Source organism: Streptomyces sp. NBC_00572 (genome assembly GCF_026341815.1).
Taxonomy (GTDB): domain Bacteria; phylum Actinomycetota; class Actinomycetes; order Streptomycetales; family Streptomycetaceae; genus Streptomyces.
The window spans coordinates 5852392-5869074 of sequence record NZ_JAPENX010000001.1; the positions used below are offsets into that span (position 1 = coordinate 5852392).

The 16683-nt window shown below is 72.8% G+C and carries 10 protein-coding genes; 4 read left to right on the forward strand and 6 right to left on the reverse strand.

The window, feature by feature from the left end; translation table 11 throughout:
- Positions 1-15: 15 nt before the first annotated feature.
- Together OG514_RS26775 and OG514_RS26780 are read left to right on the forward strand one after the other, a co-directional pair.
- Complete coding sequence (locus OG514_RS26775; RefSeq protein ID WP_266899084.1) at positions 16-651, forward strand: DUF1345 domain-containing protein; 636 nt, start codon at positions 16-18, stop codon at positions 649-651.
- Positions 652-678: 27 nt separating this feature from the next.
- A complete protein-coding gene (locus OG514_RS26780) occupies positions 679-2142 on the forward strand; it encodes an NAD(P)/FAD-dependent oxidoreductase (protein WP_266899086.1) in 1464 nt (487 codons plus the stop codon).
- A gap of 85 nt (positions 2143-2227) precedes the next feature.
- Here the strand turns inward: OG514_RS26780 and OG514_RS26785 are convergent, their stop codons facing one another.
- On the reverse strand, positions 2228-2695 hold the full coding sequence (locus OG514_RS26785) for a GreA/GreB family elongation factor (RefSeq protein ID WP_266899088.1): 468 nt from the start codon (positions 2693-2695) through the stop codon (positions 2228-2230).
- A 99-nt stretch (positions 2696-2794) separates the two neighbouring features.
- Positions 2795-4081 (reverse strand): serine hydrolase, encoded by a 1287-nt coding sequence (locus tag OG514_RS26790; protein ID WP_266899090.1) that lies wholly within the window; start codon positions 4079-4081, stop codon positions 2795-2797.
- 154 nt (positions 4082-4235) lie between these two features.
- Between OG514_RS26790 and OG514_RS26795 the strand changes: the two genes are divergently transcribed.
- The gene (locus OG514_RS26795) at positions 4236-4901 is read left to right on the forward strand and encodes a 1,4-alpha-glucan branching protein (protein WP_266899092.1); all 666 of its coding nucleotides are present in this window, start codon (positions 4236-4238) and stop codon (positions 4899-4901) included.
- Between the two features lie 89 nt (positions 4902-4990).
- On the opposite strand, the gene OG514_RS26800 is transcribed toward OG514_RS26795, so the two are convergent.
- From OG514_RS26800 to OG514_RS26810, 3 genes are all read right to left on the reverse strand, one after another.
- Positions 4991-6070 (reverse strand): serine protease, encoded by a 1080-nt coding sequence (locus OG514_RS26800; RefSeq protein WP_266899094.1) that lies wholly within the window; start codon positions 6068-6070, stop codon positions 4991-4993.
- Between the two features lie 7 nt (positions 6071-6077).
- Positions 6078-11519 carry a trypsin-like peptidase domain-containing protein gene (locus tag OG514_RS26805; RefSeq protein ID WP_266899096.1) on the reverse strand — a complete coding sequence of 1814 codons (5442 nt, stop codon included), beginning with the start codon at positions 11517-11519 and terminating at the stop codon, positions 6078-6080.
- Between the two features lie 200 nt (positions 11520-11719).
- Entirely contained in the window at positions 11720-12607 is an 888-nt protein-coding gene (locus OG514_RS26810) for a DNA/RNA non-specific endonuclease (RefSeq protein ID WP_266899098.1), read from the reverse strand.
- A gap of 140 nt (positions 12608-12747) precedes the next feature.
- Between OG514_RS26810 and OG514_RS26815 the strand changes: the two genes are divergently transcribed.
- Positions 12748-13557: a caspase family protein gene (locus OG514_RS26815; protein ID WP_266899100.1), complete on the forward strand. Its 810-nt coding sequence runs from the start codon at positions 12748-12750 to the stop codon at positions 13555-13557.
- Positions 13558-13574: 17 nt separating this feature from the next.
- Here the strand turns inward: OG514_RS26815 and OG514_RS26820 are convergent, their stop codons facing one another.
- Positions 13575-16472: a LuxR family transcriptional regulator gene (locus OG514_RS26820; RefSeq protein ID WP_266899102.1), complete on the reverse strand. Its 2898-nt coding sequence runs from the start codon at positions 16470-16472 to the stop codon at positions 13575-13577.
- Positions 16473-16683 lie beyond the last annotated feature (211 nt).

A 16683-nucleotide genomic window follows, 5' to 3' on the forward strand; every position in this document is an offset into this window, starting at 1 on the left:
ACCCTTGAGGCCGCCATGAACAACAGGTTGCTGCTCGCCGCCGTACCCCGGCTCGTCCTCTCGGCGGCGGTCGCGGCGGCGGCGGGAGCCGTGGTCGGTGCCTTCACCCACGCACCCCTCGGCGTGCTCTCCGGGATCGCCGTGGGGGAGACGCTCTTCGTCGTGTCCGGGTGGATCGCCCTGTGGCCGATGGACGCCACCACCACCCATCGCAACGTACGCCGCGAGGAGTTCCGGCCCGTCGTCGAGGAACTGGCCGTCGTCGGGACGGCCGTGTGCGGACTCGTCGGCATCGTGGTGCTGCTCCTGGTCGGCAAGTCCGACCTGAGCCACGCCGCCGCGGCGACCGCCCTCGCCGGAGTGTTCATGGCCTGGGCGGCCCTGCACCTGATGTACGCCACCCGGTACGCGTACATCTACTACGAGAACCCCGGCGGCGGGATCGACTTCAACTCCCGGGAACCGCCCCGGTACAGCGACTTCCTCTACTTCAGCTACAACCTCGGCATGACCTACCAGGTCTCCGACACCGACGTCTCCAGCACCACGATCCGCTCGGTCGCCCTCCGTCACTGTCTGCTGTCGTACGTGTTCGGCGCCAGTATCCTGGCCACCACCATCAACCTCGTCACGGGAATCGTCACGGGCTGAGGAAGGCCCGGGTGTGGAGACCGCCTCATGACCACCGCCGTCGTCGTCGGCGCCGGGCCCAACGGGCTCGCAGCCGCCGCCCTGCTCGCGCGGGAGGGCCTTGAGGTCACCGTCCTGGAGGCCGCCGAGGAGATCGGCGGCGGCACCCGCAGCTACGAGGCCGTCCTGCCCGGTCTGCTGCACGACCACTGCTCCGCCATCCACCCGATGGCCGTCACCTCGCCCGCCCTCCGGTCGCTCGACCTGGAGCGGCACGGGCTGCGCTGGCGGCAGCCGGAGATCGACTGCGTCCATCCCCTGGACGACGGCACGGCCGGTGTCCTGCTGCGGTCGGTGGCGGAGACCGCGGCGGGGCTCGGCGCCGACGGCGGCCGCTACCGGGCCCTGCTGGAGCCTTCCGTACGACGGTGGGACGCGCTCGCCGAGGACGTCATGGGCCCACTGCTCCGACTTCCGGCGCATCCCGTGCTGCTCGCCCGCTTCGGTCTGCCGACCGTTCTGCCGGCGACGGCCCTCGCGCGGTTCTTCTGCACCCCGCAGGCGCGGGCGCTGTGGGCGGGAGTGGCGGCGCACTCCTTCCGCCCGCTCTCGGACCCGTTCGGCTCGGCCATCGGGCTCGGCATCCTCGTCGCCGGTCATACCGCCGGCTGGGCAGTCGCCGAGGGCGGTTCGCGATCCATCGGCCGCGGCATGGCCTCCGTACTCCGCGAGCACGGTGCCACGATCCACACGGGCGTACGGATCACCGACCGCCGACAGCTCCCGCCCGCCGACGTGACCCTCCTCGACCTCGATCCCGGCCAGGTCGCCGACATCTACGGCGACCTGTTGCCGCCTCGCGTGTCAGCCGCCTACCGACGCTTCCGGCGCGGCCCCGGCGCGTTCAAGGTCGACCTCGCCGTCGAGGGCGGTGTGCCCTGGACGGACGAGCGGGCGCGCCGCGCCGGGACGGTACACCTCGGCGGTCCGCTCGACGAAGTGGCCTTCACCGAGAAGGAGGTGACGCAGGGCCGGATGCCCGAGCGGCCCTTCGTCCTCGTCGGTCAGCAGTACCTCGCCGACCCGTCCCGGTCCGTCGGCGACGTCCACCCCGTCTACACCTACGCCCATGTCCCGTACGGCTACGAGGGCGACGCGACGGAGGCGGTCCTCCGGCAGCTCGAACGCTTCGCGCCCGGCGTCCGCGAACGCGTCGTCGGCCGACACGTCATCCGGCCGGCCGAGTTCGCCGCCACCAACCCCAACTTCACCGGCGGGGACATCCTCACCGGTGCCAAGACCGTCCCCCAACTCCTCCTGGGCGCCCGGCCCGCGCTCGATCCGTACTCCACCGGGCTGCCCGGCGTGTTCCTCTGCTCGGCGGCCACCCCGCCGGGCCCCGGCGCCCACGGCATGTGCGGCGCCGGGGCGGCGGCCTCCGCGCTGCGTCACCTCGGGGCGCGGCCCACGTGGCGGGACGGTCAGCCGCGCCACCACGGCGCGCGTACGTAGGCCCCTGGGGGGTGTCTTGCCGATCAGGCCGGATCAGGGAGCGGTGCCAGCCGCCGCGAGCCCGGCCTGATCGACAAGACACCCCCTAGTCGCCGAGGGACAGCACGACCGCCGTGGTCCGCCCCTCGGGCGTCACGTAGGTGACGGTGTCGCCCGCGTGGTGGCCGAGCAGCGCGCTGCCGAGCGGGCTGTCGGCGGTGACCACGGTCCGGTCGAGCGCGGCCGCGACCTCGCCGATCTGGACGGTCGTCTCCGTGCCGTCCTCGAACCGCACCTTCACCGTGCTGCCCATGCCGACCGCGTCGGTACCGGGAGCCCCGGCGGCGTCCGCCTCGCGCAGCCGCCCGTCGATCTCGTCGATGCGGCGGTCCAGACGGTCGAGTTCCGTGGCGCGTTCGAGTTCGTCGGCCTGGTCGGCCCGGTCGCCCGTCTGGTCGCCACCCCCGCCCCGCAGGGTGACGGCGACGGCCTCGCGTTCGGTGCGCAGATCGTCGAGCTCCCGCTCCAGTGCCTCGCGGGCGACGGCGCTGATGGGCTCGGGTCCACCGGTCATTCCTGCTCCCGTTCTGCGGCGGCACGGTTGCGTGTCGCAGGTCAAAGGCGGCATTTACGACATTGTCAGCAGGATCTCGCCCAGAGGCGTGGGCGGTGGTCAGTTCTTGCTCGGGCTCGGGCTGGTCGGTGCCGCCGCCGTGACCGGGATGTCGTAGACGTGGTCCGGGGTCACGATGCGGGTGATGGCCTGGCCGAAGAGGGTGCTGGGCTCCTCGTTGTCGTGCGGCGTGTCCGTGTTGAGGAGGACGACCAGGGTGGCTTGCGGCTCGGGCAGATAGATCGTCAGCGACTCGTAGCCGGGCAGTGAGCCGTTGTGGCCGATCCAGCCCTGGATGTTGAAGATGCCCATCCCGTATCCGGCACCGGGGATGCTCGTCGGATACGTCTTGAGGCGTTCGGCCTGGGTCTTGGGAGTCAGCAGCTCGCCGGTGGCGACCACCCGGGCCCAGGTGCGGAGATCCTGGAGCTTCGAGATCATCGCGCCCGCCGCCCAGCCCCAGGAGGGATTCCAGTTCGTGGCGTCCTCGACCTGGCCCGAGGCGGTCTGGATCGTGTAGCCGTGGGCGTGCGGGCTGGGGAACGCGGCGTCGGTCGGGAAGACGGTGTTGCGCAGGCCCGCCGGGTCCAGGACGTTCTCCTGGATGAACTCGTGCAGCGGCGTGCCGCTGACCTTCTCCACGACCAGCCCGAGCAGGATCAGGTTGGTGTTGCAGTACTCGAACTCGGTCCCGGGCTGGAACTGGATCGGGTGCTTGAACGAGTAGTCGAGCAACTCCTGCGGGGTGAACGGGCGATCGGGGTTCGAGGTGAGCGCCTTGTAGAAGTCCTCGTCCGCGGAGTAGTTGAACAGCCCGCTGCGCATGGACGCGAGGTTCCGCAGGGTGATCTTGTCGCCGTTCGGCACGCCGTCGATGTACTTCGAGATCGGGTCGTCGACGCTCACCTCGCCCTGGTCGACGAGTTCGAGCAGGGCGGTCACCGTGAAGGTCTTGGTCTCGCTGCCGATCCGCATGAACAGGTTGGGGGTCATCGGCTGCCCGGTGGCCTTGTCGGCGACGCCGAACGAGCGGATGTACGTGCCCTTGCCGGGGGCGGAGAGCCCCACCGTGACACCGGGGACGCCCGCCTCCTTCATCACGTCCTGGATCGCCTTGTCCAGGCGGGCGGCGACGGCCGGGGTGAGTTCGGGGAAGTCCCCCTGCGCGGCGGGCGCCTGCGCGGCCAAGTACGGTCCGAGGGAAGGCTGTTCGGCCGCTGCCACGTACGGGCCGGGGGCGGGTGGTTCGGCGGCGAGGGCGGTCCCGGCGCCCAGCGGGGCGGCGAAGATTCCGAGAGCCGCGATTCCCGCGCAGAAGCGCCTGCGGCATGTGCGTGAGTACCTCACGGCGGCCTCCTGCCGACGGGGACAACACTCCATCTCAAGGCTAGGCCGGGCCGGACGGGCTCGCACGGTGGCCCCGTGGCCAGGTCTGTTACGTTGCGGGTCCCGGCGCGCGGAGGACGCGGGCCGGACCGCGAAGGAGAAGGAGACCCGCACGATGGCCGTCATCCACAAGACCACGATGCAGCCCACCAAGCTGGAACTGCTCGCCGCGTGGCTCCCCTCCCGGGAGTGGCACACGGGCGGGGAAGAGGCGCGGCCGGTGAAGGCCGGCGGATTCCGGCTCGACGACCCGGCGGGCGAGGTCGGCATCGAGTTCATGGTGGTGACCGACGGCGAGGACGACGGAGCGGCCGCGTACCTCGTCCCCATGACCTACCGTGCGGGCCCCCTGGAAGGCGCCGAGAGCGCCCTCATCGGCACCTCGGAGCACGGCGTCCTCGGAACGCGCTGGATCTACGACGGCACCCACGACCCGGTACTGGCCGCCCAGTTGCACGCGCTGTTCACCGGCCGGACCCAGGCGCAGGCCCAGTCCCTGTCGGACGTCCTCGACCCCACCGTCGCCGTCTCGCCCGTGGAGACGGGCAACGCGGCCGACGCGGAGCTCGTACAGGTCACGGACGCCCCCGACCACACCGACGTGGTGGTCCGGACCCCCGACGCGTCCGCCCCGCTGACCCTCCGCGTACGACGCGTCCTCGGCGCCGGTACGGACCCTGCTCAGGCCACAGACGGCCAGGTCACCGCCGAGTGGCGCCGCCCCGACGGAACCACCGTCCGGGAAGTGTTCGCCCTCGCCTTCGCCAAGCCGGGCTCCTAGCGGAGCCGGACCACGCCTGGGCGCGGGTCCGGTGGTCCGTCCGAACGGCGCTCCTCCGGTGGTCCGGTTCGGCACGGCCGGCACACCCCCTAGACCCAGTTGACCTCCGCCGCGGTGAGCAGGGGGTCGTCCAGCAACTCCCAGAGCGGGACGGCGTAGTTGCCCGTGCCGTAGCGGCCGCCGAAGTGGAGGCCGAGGACGCGGTGGTCGTCGAGGTCGAAGACCGGGGAGCCGCTGTTGCCGCCGAGGGTCGAGCAGTCGTGCTTCAGCACCAGGCCGCCCGGGGTGAAGTCGGTGGCCGCGCCCGGCTGGAGGCGCTTCACGTTGTAGACGTCCATGAAGATCCGGCGCATCGATTCGGGTTCGTTGCGCCGGCCGTCCCAGGCCGGGTAGCCGACCACGTACACCGGGCGGCCGGGAACGCTCGCCGGGGCGTCCGCGGCGACCGCGAGCGGGGTGGGCAGGCCGCCGTCCGCCGAGGGCTCGATCCGCAGCAGGGCCATGTCGACGTCCTGGTGGATGCCGATGATCTCCGTGATCTCGTACGACACGGACGCCCCGGGCGCCTCTCCGGCGAGCGGCAGTTCCTCCGCCGGGTCGACCCGCGCCGACATGCCCTGCTCGAAGGTCCACCGGCCGTCGCCGTCCGCCGAGCGGCTGAATTCCACCGCCACATGACGGTTCGTCATCACCGCGCGCGGGCCGACGAGGAAGGCCGTGCCGATCCAGTCCAGTCGGGGGTGGCCGCTGACCTCGACCCGCCCGACGCGGGCCAAGGACTCGCGGATCGCCGGGCGTTGGTCGTCGAGGACCGCCCATTCGTCGTGCTGCGAGGCGAAGTCCTGGCGTTGCACCAGGATTGCCGGGCGGCCCTCCAGGAGGACGATCGCCTCCACACCGAAGGACTCGTCGCCGTCGAGCTCGTCCTCCCGGTGCGAGGCCAGCTTCTCCAGGCCGCTGACCCCGGCCTCCAGGACGCGCGCCCGCTCTTCGCGGGCGAAGCGGGAGATCTCGGCCGCCGGCGCCACGTCGGCGGGGAGTTCGAACGTGGACTCGGCGATCTCTGCCTCCAGTTGGCCGCGCACCCGCGCGGCGACCTCCCGCAGATCTCCGAAGATCCGCTCGGTGGAGGTCGCGACCGGCGACACGCTCTGTGGTCCGTTCGGCATGGTTCGCTCACCTCGGCTTCCCGTTCCCGTTGGTGGTGTTCGTCGCGCTCATCGGGTTCGTCCCGTTCGGCGGGCCCGTTCCGTTCGGTGCGTTCGGCGGATGGGTCGGCGCCGGTCGGCCCGACTGGGCGGCCATGATCTCCTCGTACAACTCCGCCCGGAACTCCTTGATATGGGCGAGGATGCCGCTCATCTGGGTGCCGACGTTCACGAACTTGGTCCTGGCGCCCTGGAACTCGACCTCGTCCACCTTCCGCGTCCCCCGGTGCAGCCCCACCACCGTCCAGTCGTCGAGGCAGACCGGGGAGCCGGAGGAGCCGCCGCGGGTGTCGGTGAAGTACAGGATGTCCTGCTCGTCCGCCCGGTAGACCAGGTTGTTGCGCAGCGCGACCCGCTTCGGCAGACCGCCCGGGTGCTGGATGATGTTCACCGGCACGCGCTGCCGCTCCCGGACGAGCAGCGGCCGCGTGGAGACCCGGAGCGTCGGACGCTGCTCCTGGTCGGGCGCGAGCCGCACGATGGCGTAGTCGAGCGTCGCGTCCCAGGCCTCCAGCTCACCGGCCGTCGCCTCCGGCGTCGTCGCCGTGTTCTCGACGAAGTCGAAGCGCGAGCGGGACATGAGCGCCTGGAGCCGCAGGTCCTCGTCGCTCACGTAGGGCCGGACACCTGCCTCCCACGAACGGGCCATCACCACATGGTGGTTGGTGATCAGCAGATCGGGGGCGATCATCCAGCCCGTACCGCCGTGCGGATAGGACGGGAGCAGTGGTGCCCCCGACTCGTACGGGGGGATGCGCAGAAGCGCGACGGAGGCCCCGGCCCGGATCCCGCCGTGCAGGAACTCGTACGGCACGGTGTCGTCCTGGAGGACGATCTCCTCCTTCATCTCCCCGGGCATCATCTCCGCCGGCAGCTCCGCTTCGCCCGTGATCGAGCGGGCGACGGCGTCGAGGGCACTCTGCAGGACGGCGCGCGGGCCCGGTTCACGGGTCTGCTCGATCGCGTTGTGCAGCCAGATCTCCAGCGGCACCAGACCGTCGATCAGCCGCTCGACCTGGTTCATCGCGTTCAGGTCGGCGTGGACCTGCTCGCGGGGGTCGGCCACCGGTTCGAGCGTGGCCGTGAAGTTGCCGGGGATGCCCTTGAGCAGGGACGGGCGAAGCGCCCGGTCGGCGAGTCCCGCCTCCATGGCGGCGTTGCGGACCCGGACGAGTTCCTCCTGCGGCAGGAACGGTTCCTTACGGAGCGCGGCCCCGGCGGCGTTCGGCGGCGGACGCGTCCACAGACCCGTACTGCCGTGACGAGGGCGCGGGCCCGCCCAGGGCTCCGACGGCGGTCCGGCGGGGGTACGGTCGCCCGCGGAGCCGCCTCCGGCTGCGTCCTCCGGCGCGGACCCGCGGGGCACCGGACCCGCGTCCATCGCGGATGCGACCCCGAGCAGCAGGTCCCCGCTGCCGTCCCGGAGCGTGAGCGCCTGCCGGGCGACGCTGTCCAGGGTGCCGCGCCGCCGCGCCTCCCGAAGGTCCCACTCGATCCGCTCGCGGTCCAGGTGGGGCGCGTCGCCAGGGAGCGCGTCGGGCTTCCCGGCCGCCGTCTCCAGGATGCGGGTCAGCGGCCCGCGGAGTTCGGGCTCGTCGGTGAGGGTGTTGTCGATCCAGCCGGCGAGCTCGGTCACCACCGCCTCCTCGTCCGCCGGAAGCCCCACCAGCCGCAGGGTGTGCTCCAGGAGCTGGGGATCCTCAGGGCAGGCCGTGGCCGCCGCCGTACGCGCCAGGGACGGCTGCCGGGCCAGGTCGGCGTCGGGCATCCCCCGCAGCGTCCGGGCCAGCCGCTCCCGCGCCGGGACGGCGTCGACGTCCGCGAGGTCGGCGAGCCGCGACCGGGCGACGAGGATGCCCAGGGACTCGAACCGCAGCCCCAGACCCGCCGCGATCTCCTCGGCCTCCTGGAGGTCCCGGTCCGCGTCCGCGAAGTCGCCCGTGTCCTGAGCGAGCCGCGCCGACAGCTGCAGCAGTTCCAGCTGGGTCTCCGCGCAGCCGGCCTCCTCCGCCCTGTCCGCGGCCCGCTCGGCGCTCGCGAGCGCCTCCGCGGTCCGCCCGGATCGGGCGAGCGTCTCGGCGAGCAGCGCGTGCAGTCGGCTGCACGGCGTCCACGGGCGCCGCTCGGCGAGCCGCTGCGCCGCGTTCTCCACGTACCCCTGGGTGAGCAGGTCCTCGACCTCGCGCGCGGCGATCCGCTCCCAGTCCTCCTGGTCGGCCTCGGTCATGATCTGGTCGGGCACGTGGCCGCCGATCCTGCCGAGGAGGAATGCGGCGGAGCGGTGCGGCATCTCCAGGTGGGTCGAACCGCCCAGGTAGACGGCGACGCCCGGATCCCAGCGCTCCTCCACCGTACGGGGGTTCTCCCCGAGCCTGAGCCGGTGGTAGAGCTCCTCGGCGCGGTTCCTGGTCCCCTCGCGGGCCGCGTAGTACGCGACGGCGCTGCGGTCCACGGCCCGCATCAGATCGGTCCGCGCGCTGTCCGAGAGGCGCAGCATGATGGCCCGTAGATCGGCCCGGTGCCTGATGGCGTCGGGACCGGCCGACTCCATCAGGTCGACGCGTGAGGTGAGCAGTCCGTAGAGCCGCCGGGCCTCCGCTGCGGTCTCCACCCGCAGCCCCGCCGGACCGGCGAGGACCTCCCGGACCAGGTCGGGGGTGATGAAGCGGAGGGCGAGTCCGGCCTGGACGAGGGCTCGGAGGTCGTCCTCCGCTATGTGCTTGAGGATGCGGTCGTACAGCGTGCCCTGGATGAGCATCTGGTCGACCTGACGGTCGAAGTAGCGCCGCCGGGACGGGAGTCCGCGCAGGAGTCCACCGAGTGAGGGGGAGTCGCTGCCCACGGTGACCGCCGTGCGGGCCGCCAGCTTGAGGCTCAGCGGATGGCCGCCGATCCGCTCCGCGAGGTCCTCGGCGAGCGCCTCGTCGAGGACCCCGGAGGACATCAGGAGGTCCACGGAGGCCTGGTGGTCGAGCTCGGTGAGCTCCATCGTGCGCGGGGTGAGGACCCGGGCCGGATGGTCGACCGGCGCGCGCCCGGAGACGATGTACCGGAGGCGTGAGTAGTCCGCCCGCAGCGCCGTCCAGATGGCCCACATGCGGGAGATGAGCGGGGAGCCCCGGTACTGGGACTCCTCGGCGGAGTCGAGCACGACGACGAACGGCGGCGGTGACCCTCCGGGCGTCGGCCGGACGGCCTCGGCGACCAGGGATGCGATCCGGTGGGCGAGTTCCTGCTCCCGGGCGCTGGCGCGGGCGTGGAAGTCGGACGAGTAGTCGCGGGCGAGAGTGGCCCTGGTGCCGGCCAGTTGGTGGAGGTCGTCGAGCTCGTTGCGTTCCCCGCGCTGGGCCGCCGCCGTCCGCTCGCACTCGTCGGCGAGCGTTTCGAAGGCGGTGCGCTGGGCGGGATGCTGGACGCCGAGCTGCCGGGCCATTTCCGCGATCATGGTGGCGGGTTCGTGGACGGAGAGGGTGGGACGCGCGAAGTCGATGTAGGCGAAGGGGAATCCGGTGGGCGACGCGGCCAGGGCGTCGACGAGGAACTTGGCGAGCAGGGTGCTTTTGCCGATGCCGCCGATGCCGTGGAGGATCACCGGGGGCTCCGCCGGCTCCTCGGGGAGCGCGATGTAGGCGTGCAGGGCGTCGAGTTCGGCGGTGCGGCCGTGGAAGGTGCCCCGGATCAGCCGGTGCATCGGCTGGAGCAGCCTGGCCGCCTCCAGCCGGTGCTGGACCTCGTCGACGGGGGGCAGTCCGGTGACGCCCGGCACCCGGCTGAGCCAGAGCACGGCCTGAAGGGTGTCGGACAGCTCCGCGACGTCATCGCCGTGGGGCTGGGCCTGGGCCTGGGATTGGGCCGGGGCCTCGGGGTGCGGGTCGGCGGGCGGCAGGACCTTGACGGTGCCGGTGAGGAGCGTCAGGGCCATGCGTTCCGGGCCGGGGCCCTCGGGCCGCAGACCGATATTGGTCCGCAGGGCGTCCAGGGCGGCCTCCGGGCCCGCGAGGCCCGTCAGGGCCGCCTCGCGGATCTCGGGCTTGAGCGTCCAGACCGTGGCATCGGGGGAGGGCAGGGCAGTGCAGTCGTCGACGAGTTCGAGGACGGCCCGCCCGGTGGCCCGCTCCTCACCGGGCAGCCGGAGCAGTTCCGGGTCGAACTCCTGGAGCAGGCAGGCGGCTTCGCGGTAGGAGCGGCGTGGATCGGGCAGGGCGGCGGCGGGGGCGGTGAGGCTCGCGCGCAGGGCGTCGCGCAGGAGGTGGGCGGTCCCGTCGGTCCGCGGCGCCGTCGGTGGCAGCGCCCGGTGGAGCCGTACGACGTCCTCCACGGCCGTACACAGTCTGCGCATGTAACTGTCTCCGTTGGAAGGGCAGTCGACGGCACGTAGCACCTCGGCCACGGCCGTCTCCGTCAGCTCCTGGACGGAGTCCTCCCGCCCGGTGGTGGCCGTGTCGGTGAAGAACTCCTCGAAGAAGGCCCGGAGATCGCCCTCGTCGGCGAGGCGCGTGGTGTCACGGCACTCGTTCTTGCGTATCTCGTACGGGAGTTGGCGCATCGTCGTGGCGTATCCGAGCAGCACCAGACGCGGCACCGTCTCGGCGCGTACCGGGGTGTGCTCGTAGATCGCCCGGGCCAGGACGCCGATGGCGTCCCATACGTCCGATTGCGGGTCGAGCCGGTCGCAGTCGTCGAGGACCAGCCAGAAGCGGTCCTCGGAGGCGGTGGCGCGGGCGACGATCCGGTGCGCCGCGTCCTCGAAGCAGGGCAGTGGATCGTTCAACCGTGTGGGGTTCAACGGAAATCCGTCGGCCTCCGGGCCCGCGACGAAGGCCGCGAGCCGCTCCATCAGACGCGCCGCCGTCGAGGTGCGGGACAGGGTCACCCGGACCGGCCGGAAGTTCTCGTGCTGGCCGAGATGGCGGATGAACTCGTACGTGTAGGAGCGGCCGCTGTCCGGGGGACCGTCGACGATCAGCACCGTCTGCTCCGGGTCGGCGAGGAAGCCCCGAAGCTTCTCGCGCAGCTCGGACCGGTCCAGGAAGACCGCCGTCCCGTGCTTCAGGAGGTGGCTGTGGAAGGGGTCCTGCGGCGAGCGCCGCAGGCTCTCGTCCTCGCGCAGCCGGGTGAGGAGGTTCCGGGCCTCGGCGCCCTGCTCGAAGGCGTGCGGGGCGTCGATGGCGGCCAGCGCGTCGAGACCGGTGAGGACGGTGAGCAGCCGGCGCTGGTGGGCGATGTCCCGGCGGGCGGCCGCGATCACCAGAAGGGCGTTGCGGTCGGCTTCCGGGGTGAGCGGCAGGTCGTCGACGAAGTCGGCGGGGAGGCCGGAGCGCAGCAGTTTCTCGCGTGGTTCGGGAGTGTCGAGGAGGTGATCCCGTACCCAGCTGGCGACGAGTCCCCACTCGGTTTCGGTGAGCGGCATACCGCACCTGCCCGGCGCTCTTGGCGCAGCGCCGGTCGCTCCGGCGCCGGGACGTGAGATCGGTCAGACGGCCGATCTCTTTCATCGTTCCACCCGGCAGGCAGGGTCGCAATCCCTGTGGGGGCAAGCGGAAGTCAAGGACGGGGCCAGCCAGGGACGCCGGGCACGGGTCACGTCGGGGATGCCGACGACGCGGCACGTCAGGGATGCAGAACGATGTCCTCGTACGACTCCAGGCGCCGCCAGCGCTCCTCGGGCGCCCGCACCGCCGGCATCACGTCCACGTCCGGCAGCGGCCCGAACTCCAGCTCGGTGATCTCCGCGACGTCCGAGACCGGCACCTGGTACGTACGGAACGGGCCGAGCGGCGGCGGAGCGCCGGCCGTCGCCCCCGCGAGCGCCCGCTCCGCGTCCCGGCTGAGGTCGGGGCTCTGGTCGAGCACGTACGCGGCGGCGGCGAGTGCCCCGTCCTGGAGGAACGCGGCCACCTTCCAGAACCGCATCGGCACCTGGATCCCCCGGTACGGCGGGTCGGAGTCCTGGAGCACCGGACCGGTGAGGACCGTCAGCTTGCGTTCGAACGTGGCGGCATGGTCGAGGAGGTAGTTCTCCAGGCCCTGCCAGAGCTGTTTGCCCTGGTTGAAGACGTCCGCCTGGGGTGCGGCGTTGGTGAAGTGGAAGGTGTCCTCGTTGGCGCGGAGCGCCGTGGCCGAGGGCCCCCAGACCGGGTCGAGCCGGCGGACGAGATGGCCGCGGTCCAGGCTGTTGTTCCGGTAGATGTCGTCGCCCGCCTGCTGCTCCTCGGGCAGCCGGGGGTCGAACTGCCAGACGTCGTTCCGGGCCACGTCCTCCTGCAGCTCCCGCCCCTCGATGCACACGGCCGTCGAGGCCGCGAGGCGCCGGCCGGGCCGGAAGACCACGGTGAAATGGGTGTACGGCAGGATCACCGTCCCGACCGATTCCCGGGTCGGGAGCGGCAGCGGGACGACCGGGCCGAGGAAGGCCTCGTCGTAGCCGGTGCGGTCGGCGAGCGCGTCACGGCGGCCACCGCGCGGGGCCGGAGGGGGCGGGGGATCGGAAGGGTTCATACGATGTAAGTACCGCGTGGAGAGGGTCGCGCTCGGCGCCGGACCACAGGCCACTCGATCAGACGCCCGCGTCCCCTTCGCAAGCTCTCCGCATCGCCCTGTTTCCCCCGCTTTCCTCCTCTTCCGTCAGGAGGCACCCCATGGCCACCGGACTCGCCCTTCACGTCGGACTCAACAGCGTCGACCCCGCCCGCTACGAGGGCTGGGAAGGCACCCTGGTCGCCTGCGAGAACGACGCCCACGACATGGCGCGGCTCGCCCGCACCGCCGGATTCGAGAGCACCGTCCTGCTCACCCCGGACGGCACCGTCGCCAACGTCACCACCGTGCTCGCCGACGCGGCCGCCCGGCTCGGACCCGGCGACATCATGCTCGTCACCTACTCGGGCCACGGCGGCCAGCTGCCCGACGCCACCGGTTCCGACGACGAGCCGGACGCGCTCGACGAGACCCTGGTCCTCTACGACCGCCAGTTCCTCGACGACGAGGTCCAGCAGGCCTTCAGCGCCTTCGCCGACGACGTACGGATCGTCACCTTGTTCGACTGCTGCCACAGCGGCAGCAGCATCGAACTCCCTGGCGGACCGGAGGCCGACGGCACGGCCCGCCACATGCCCGAGCCCGAACAGCGGCAGCTGTACGCGCGCGACCGGGAGTTCTACACCGAGCTCCGGCGCTCGCTCGCCGAGGCCGCACCCCGTGACGGAGCGGGCCCCGACGTGCTGCTCGTCTCGGCCTGCCAGGACAACCAGGTCGCCTCCGACGGCGACGTCAACGGAGCCTTCACCGAGGCCCTGCTGAAGGTGTGGGACGACGGTGCCTTCCGAGGCGGCTACCGCGACTTCCACCGGGCGATCCAGCGCAGACTGCCTCCGACCCAGAGCCCGAACCTCTACCTCACCGGCACCCCCGACCAGGAGTTCCTGGGCCAACGGCCGTTCACGGTCTGACCGGGACCCACCCGCCGCTACGGTCGGAGCGCCGTCGCCAGTTGCGCCCGCGAGCGGACGTCGAGCTTCTGGTAGATCCGGGTCAGCCGCGCCTCGACCGTCTTCACGCTCAGGTACAGCTTCGCCGCCGCCTCCTGGTTGCTGGCGCCCTGGCTCACGAGGCGGGCGAGCCGCAGCTCCGCCTCCGTGAGCGAGGAGAGCGCGGGCAACGCCTCCTCGCCGACGGTGCCGCCTCCGGGGTTCTCTCCCGCCGCGCCCGCCGGGGACTCGCTCGCCAGGGCAAGCCACGGGGTCGCGCAGGCCCGCTCGAACACCGAGGCCGCCGTGTGCAGCGCGCTCTGCGCCGCCGACCGGCGCCGTCTGCGGCGCTCGACCCGGGCCAGCGCGATCAGCGCCCGCCCCCGTTCCAGCGGAAGCCCGGCGCGCCCGAAGGCCTCCGCCGTACGGGTGAGCAGCTGAGCCGCCTCGTCCGTCCGCCCCTCCGCCGCGAGCCACAGGGCGTACGCCCGGTCGCAGCCCAGCAGAACCGTGGACCGGCCGAGCCGGGCCGCCACCGGCCGTACCTCGTCGAGGAGCGCCAGGGCCTCGTCGCCCGCGTCGTGGGCGAGCAGCGCCTCTGCCAGCTCCTCGTGCCAGCGCAGCATCGACGGGTCCACGGTCGACTGGGCGCGTTCGTCGGCCTGGACGCGCCGCAGCGTCTCCAGGGCGGCGGCGACGTCCCCGTTGATGAGCTGGACCCGGCCGAGCGCGTACCGGCTGCGGGAGAGGAAGACCCGGTCACCCTCCTCCTCCGAGGCCTGGACGCTGCGCCGGGCATAGCTCGCCGCCCGCGCGAAGCTGCCGCCGGCTGTCTCCGCGAGCGCCAGCGTGTACCAGGCGGGGCCGGGGGACAGGCCCGCCTCCAGGGTGAGCGCGAGGGACTGCCCCGCGTGCGCGAGGGAGGCCGCGCAGGCGCCCCTGCGGGACTCGACGGCGGCCAGTGTGGAGAACAGCTCGATCGTGTCCTCCACCGAACCGCGCCGCTGGACCAGGGGCAGGAGCGCGTTCAGTTCGTCCCGGGCATCCGTCAGGCGGTCGTCGAACAGGGCGTGGCGGATCGTCAGGATCTGTGCGGCGTTGCGGATCCCGAGGGGCCGCTCCGCAAGCTCCAGGGCACGGGCCTGTGCGAGCACCGCCTCCGCGTCCGGTTCACCGAGGGCCCGCTCCATCCGCGCCTGCACGGTCAGCGCCTGCGCCGCCGTGCGCGGATCGCCCATGGAGGCGGCGAGCGCGGCCGATTCGACGGCCGCCGTCCGCGAGCGCTGCGGATCGCCGTCCGCCAGCACGTACTTGACGGCCAGTCGCAGCTGTACGGCGGCCCGCAGCGCGGTGTCCCCCTCCGAGTCCTCCATGGCGTGGACGTACATCTCGTCGAGCCCTGTCAGCCCCTGCCCCGCCGTGTCGAGTACGGCCAGCCGCGCCCTGACCCGGTCGGCGGGCACCGCGTCCCGGGCGAGCAGATCGGTGGCGGCCCGCATGGCGAGGTCGGCGCGGGCCGCGCGGGCCGCCTCCTCGGCGGCGTCGACGAGCCGTGCGATCCGCTGGGTTCCGTGCCGTCCGGGCGTCGACTCGGCGGCCAGCAGGGCGAGTTCGGCGGCGAGCGCGTTGTTGCCGCGGCGCCGGGCCAGGTCGGCGGCGGCCGCGACCTCGGCGGCGAGGTCCTCGTCCGGGCTGTCGGTGGCCAGCGCCCGGTGCCGTACGGCCTCCACGGGGTCGTCCACGACCTCCGCCAGGGCCGCGTGCCCGGCGCTCCGCTCGGCCCAACAGGCGTCGTGCACCAGGGTCGAGGGCAGCAGCCCGGCGGTGAACGTCAGCGAGCCGTCCTCGGAGAGCGACACGAGACCCGCCCGCTCGGCCGCCGCGAGGTCCGCCTCCGCGTTGGGCCGCCCCGCCCTCCGTACCAGCGTCGACGAGGGCCGCAGCGCGAGGGCCGCGAGCAGCAGCGTCTCGCGTACGGCCAGGGGCGCGGCGCCCAGGAGCTGGCGGGCGAGATCGCGGGCGCGCCCGGAGAGCGTCAGTGCCTCCGCGTGGTGCACGGGGGTCCGCGCGTCGGCCAGTGAGCGGCCCACGGCGAGCGCGAGCCGCGGATTGCCGCCGCTGGCGCGGTGGATGCGGCCGGCCATCCGGGAGGGGAGTCGGTGGTGGATGAGGAGTTCGGCGATCTCGTCGGCGTGCAGCGGGGGCACGAGCAGCACGTCCGCCTCGGACGGCACCCAGAGGTGGGCGGCGTGCGGGTCGTCGGGGCGGTGGGGTTCGCGGTAGGGCTCGCCGGCCTCGCCGTACGGCTCCGGCGTCTCGACGGCCACCACCCGCAGCGCGGGCGGCGCCAGGTGCAGGGCGAAGCGCAGCAGGTCCGCGCTGTCCGCGTCGACGTGCTGCACGCCGTCGACGACGAGGAGGACGGGGCCCCGGTAGGTCAGGGTGCGCAGGATCTGGGCGATGCCGAGCCGGAGCGCGATCGGGTCCCAGCCGCCCGCGTCGAGCGGGGCCTCGCGGCAGAGCATGGCGACGGCGGTGCGCTGGGGGCCGGGTAGTTCGTCGAAGACCGCGGAGGCCTCGGGCGGGGTGGAGTCCAGTCCCGGCCAGGTCACGCTCGCCGCCACCGAGGCCACGAGCGCGGCGGCCGAGGCCCCGGGTATCTCGCGGTCGGACGGCAGGGTCGCCAGCCACAGGACGGTCTCGCCGCGTGCCTCGGCGCGGGTCGCCTCGGCGAGCGCGACTTCTGTCTTGCCGACTCCGGCGGGTCCGGTGAGCAGGGCACGGCCGCGGAGGTGGAGGGCGCGTTCGAGCCGGCCGAGGAGTTCCTCGCGGCCCACCGGAGCAGAGGGTCCCCCCGGAATCGCCGCGCGCAGGGCGGCGTACGGAGCTGTCGTCACTGTCCACCACCTCCGGCGCGCTCGGGCCCCGGCCCATGAGCCCCGTGGGCAGAGAATACGGAGCCCACCGGCGGAGTCCAGGCCCCTTGTCCGGCATACGGACAGTGCACCGCGGCGGGACGACACCCCGAAACGCCAGGACGCGCCCGTGGTATAGACCACGAGCGCGTCGCTGACCAGCAATGATGCTGATGTGGGGGGTGGTTCAGAG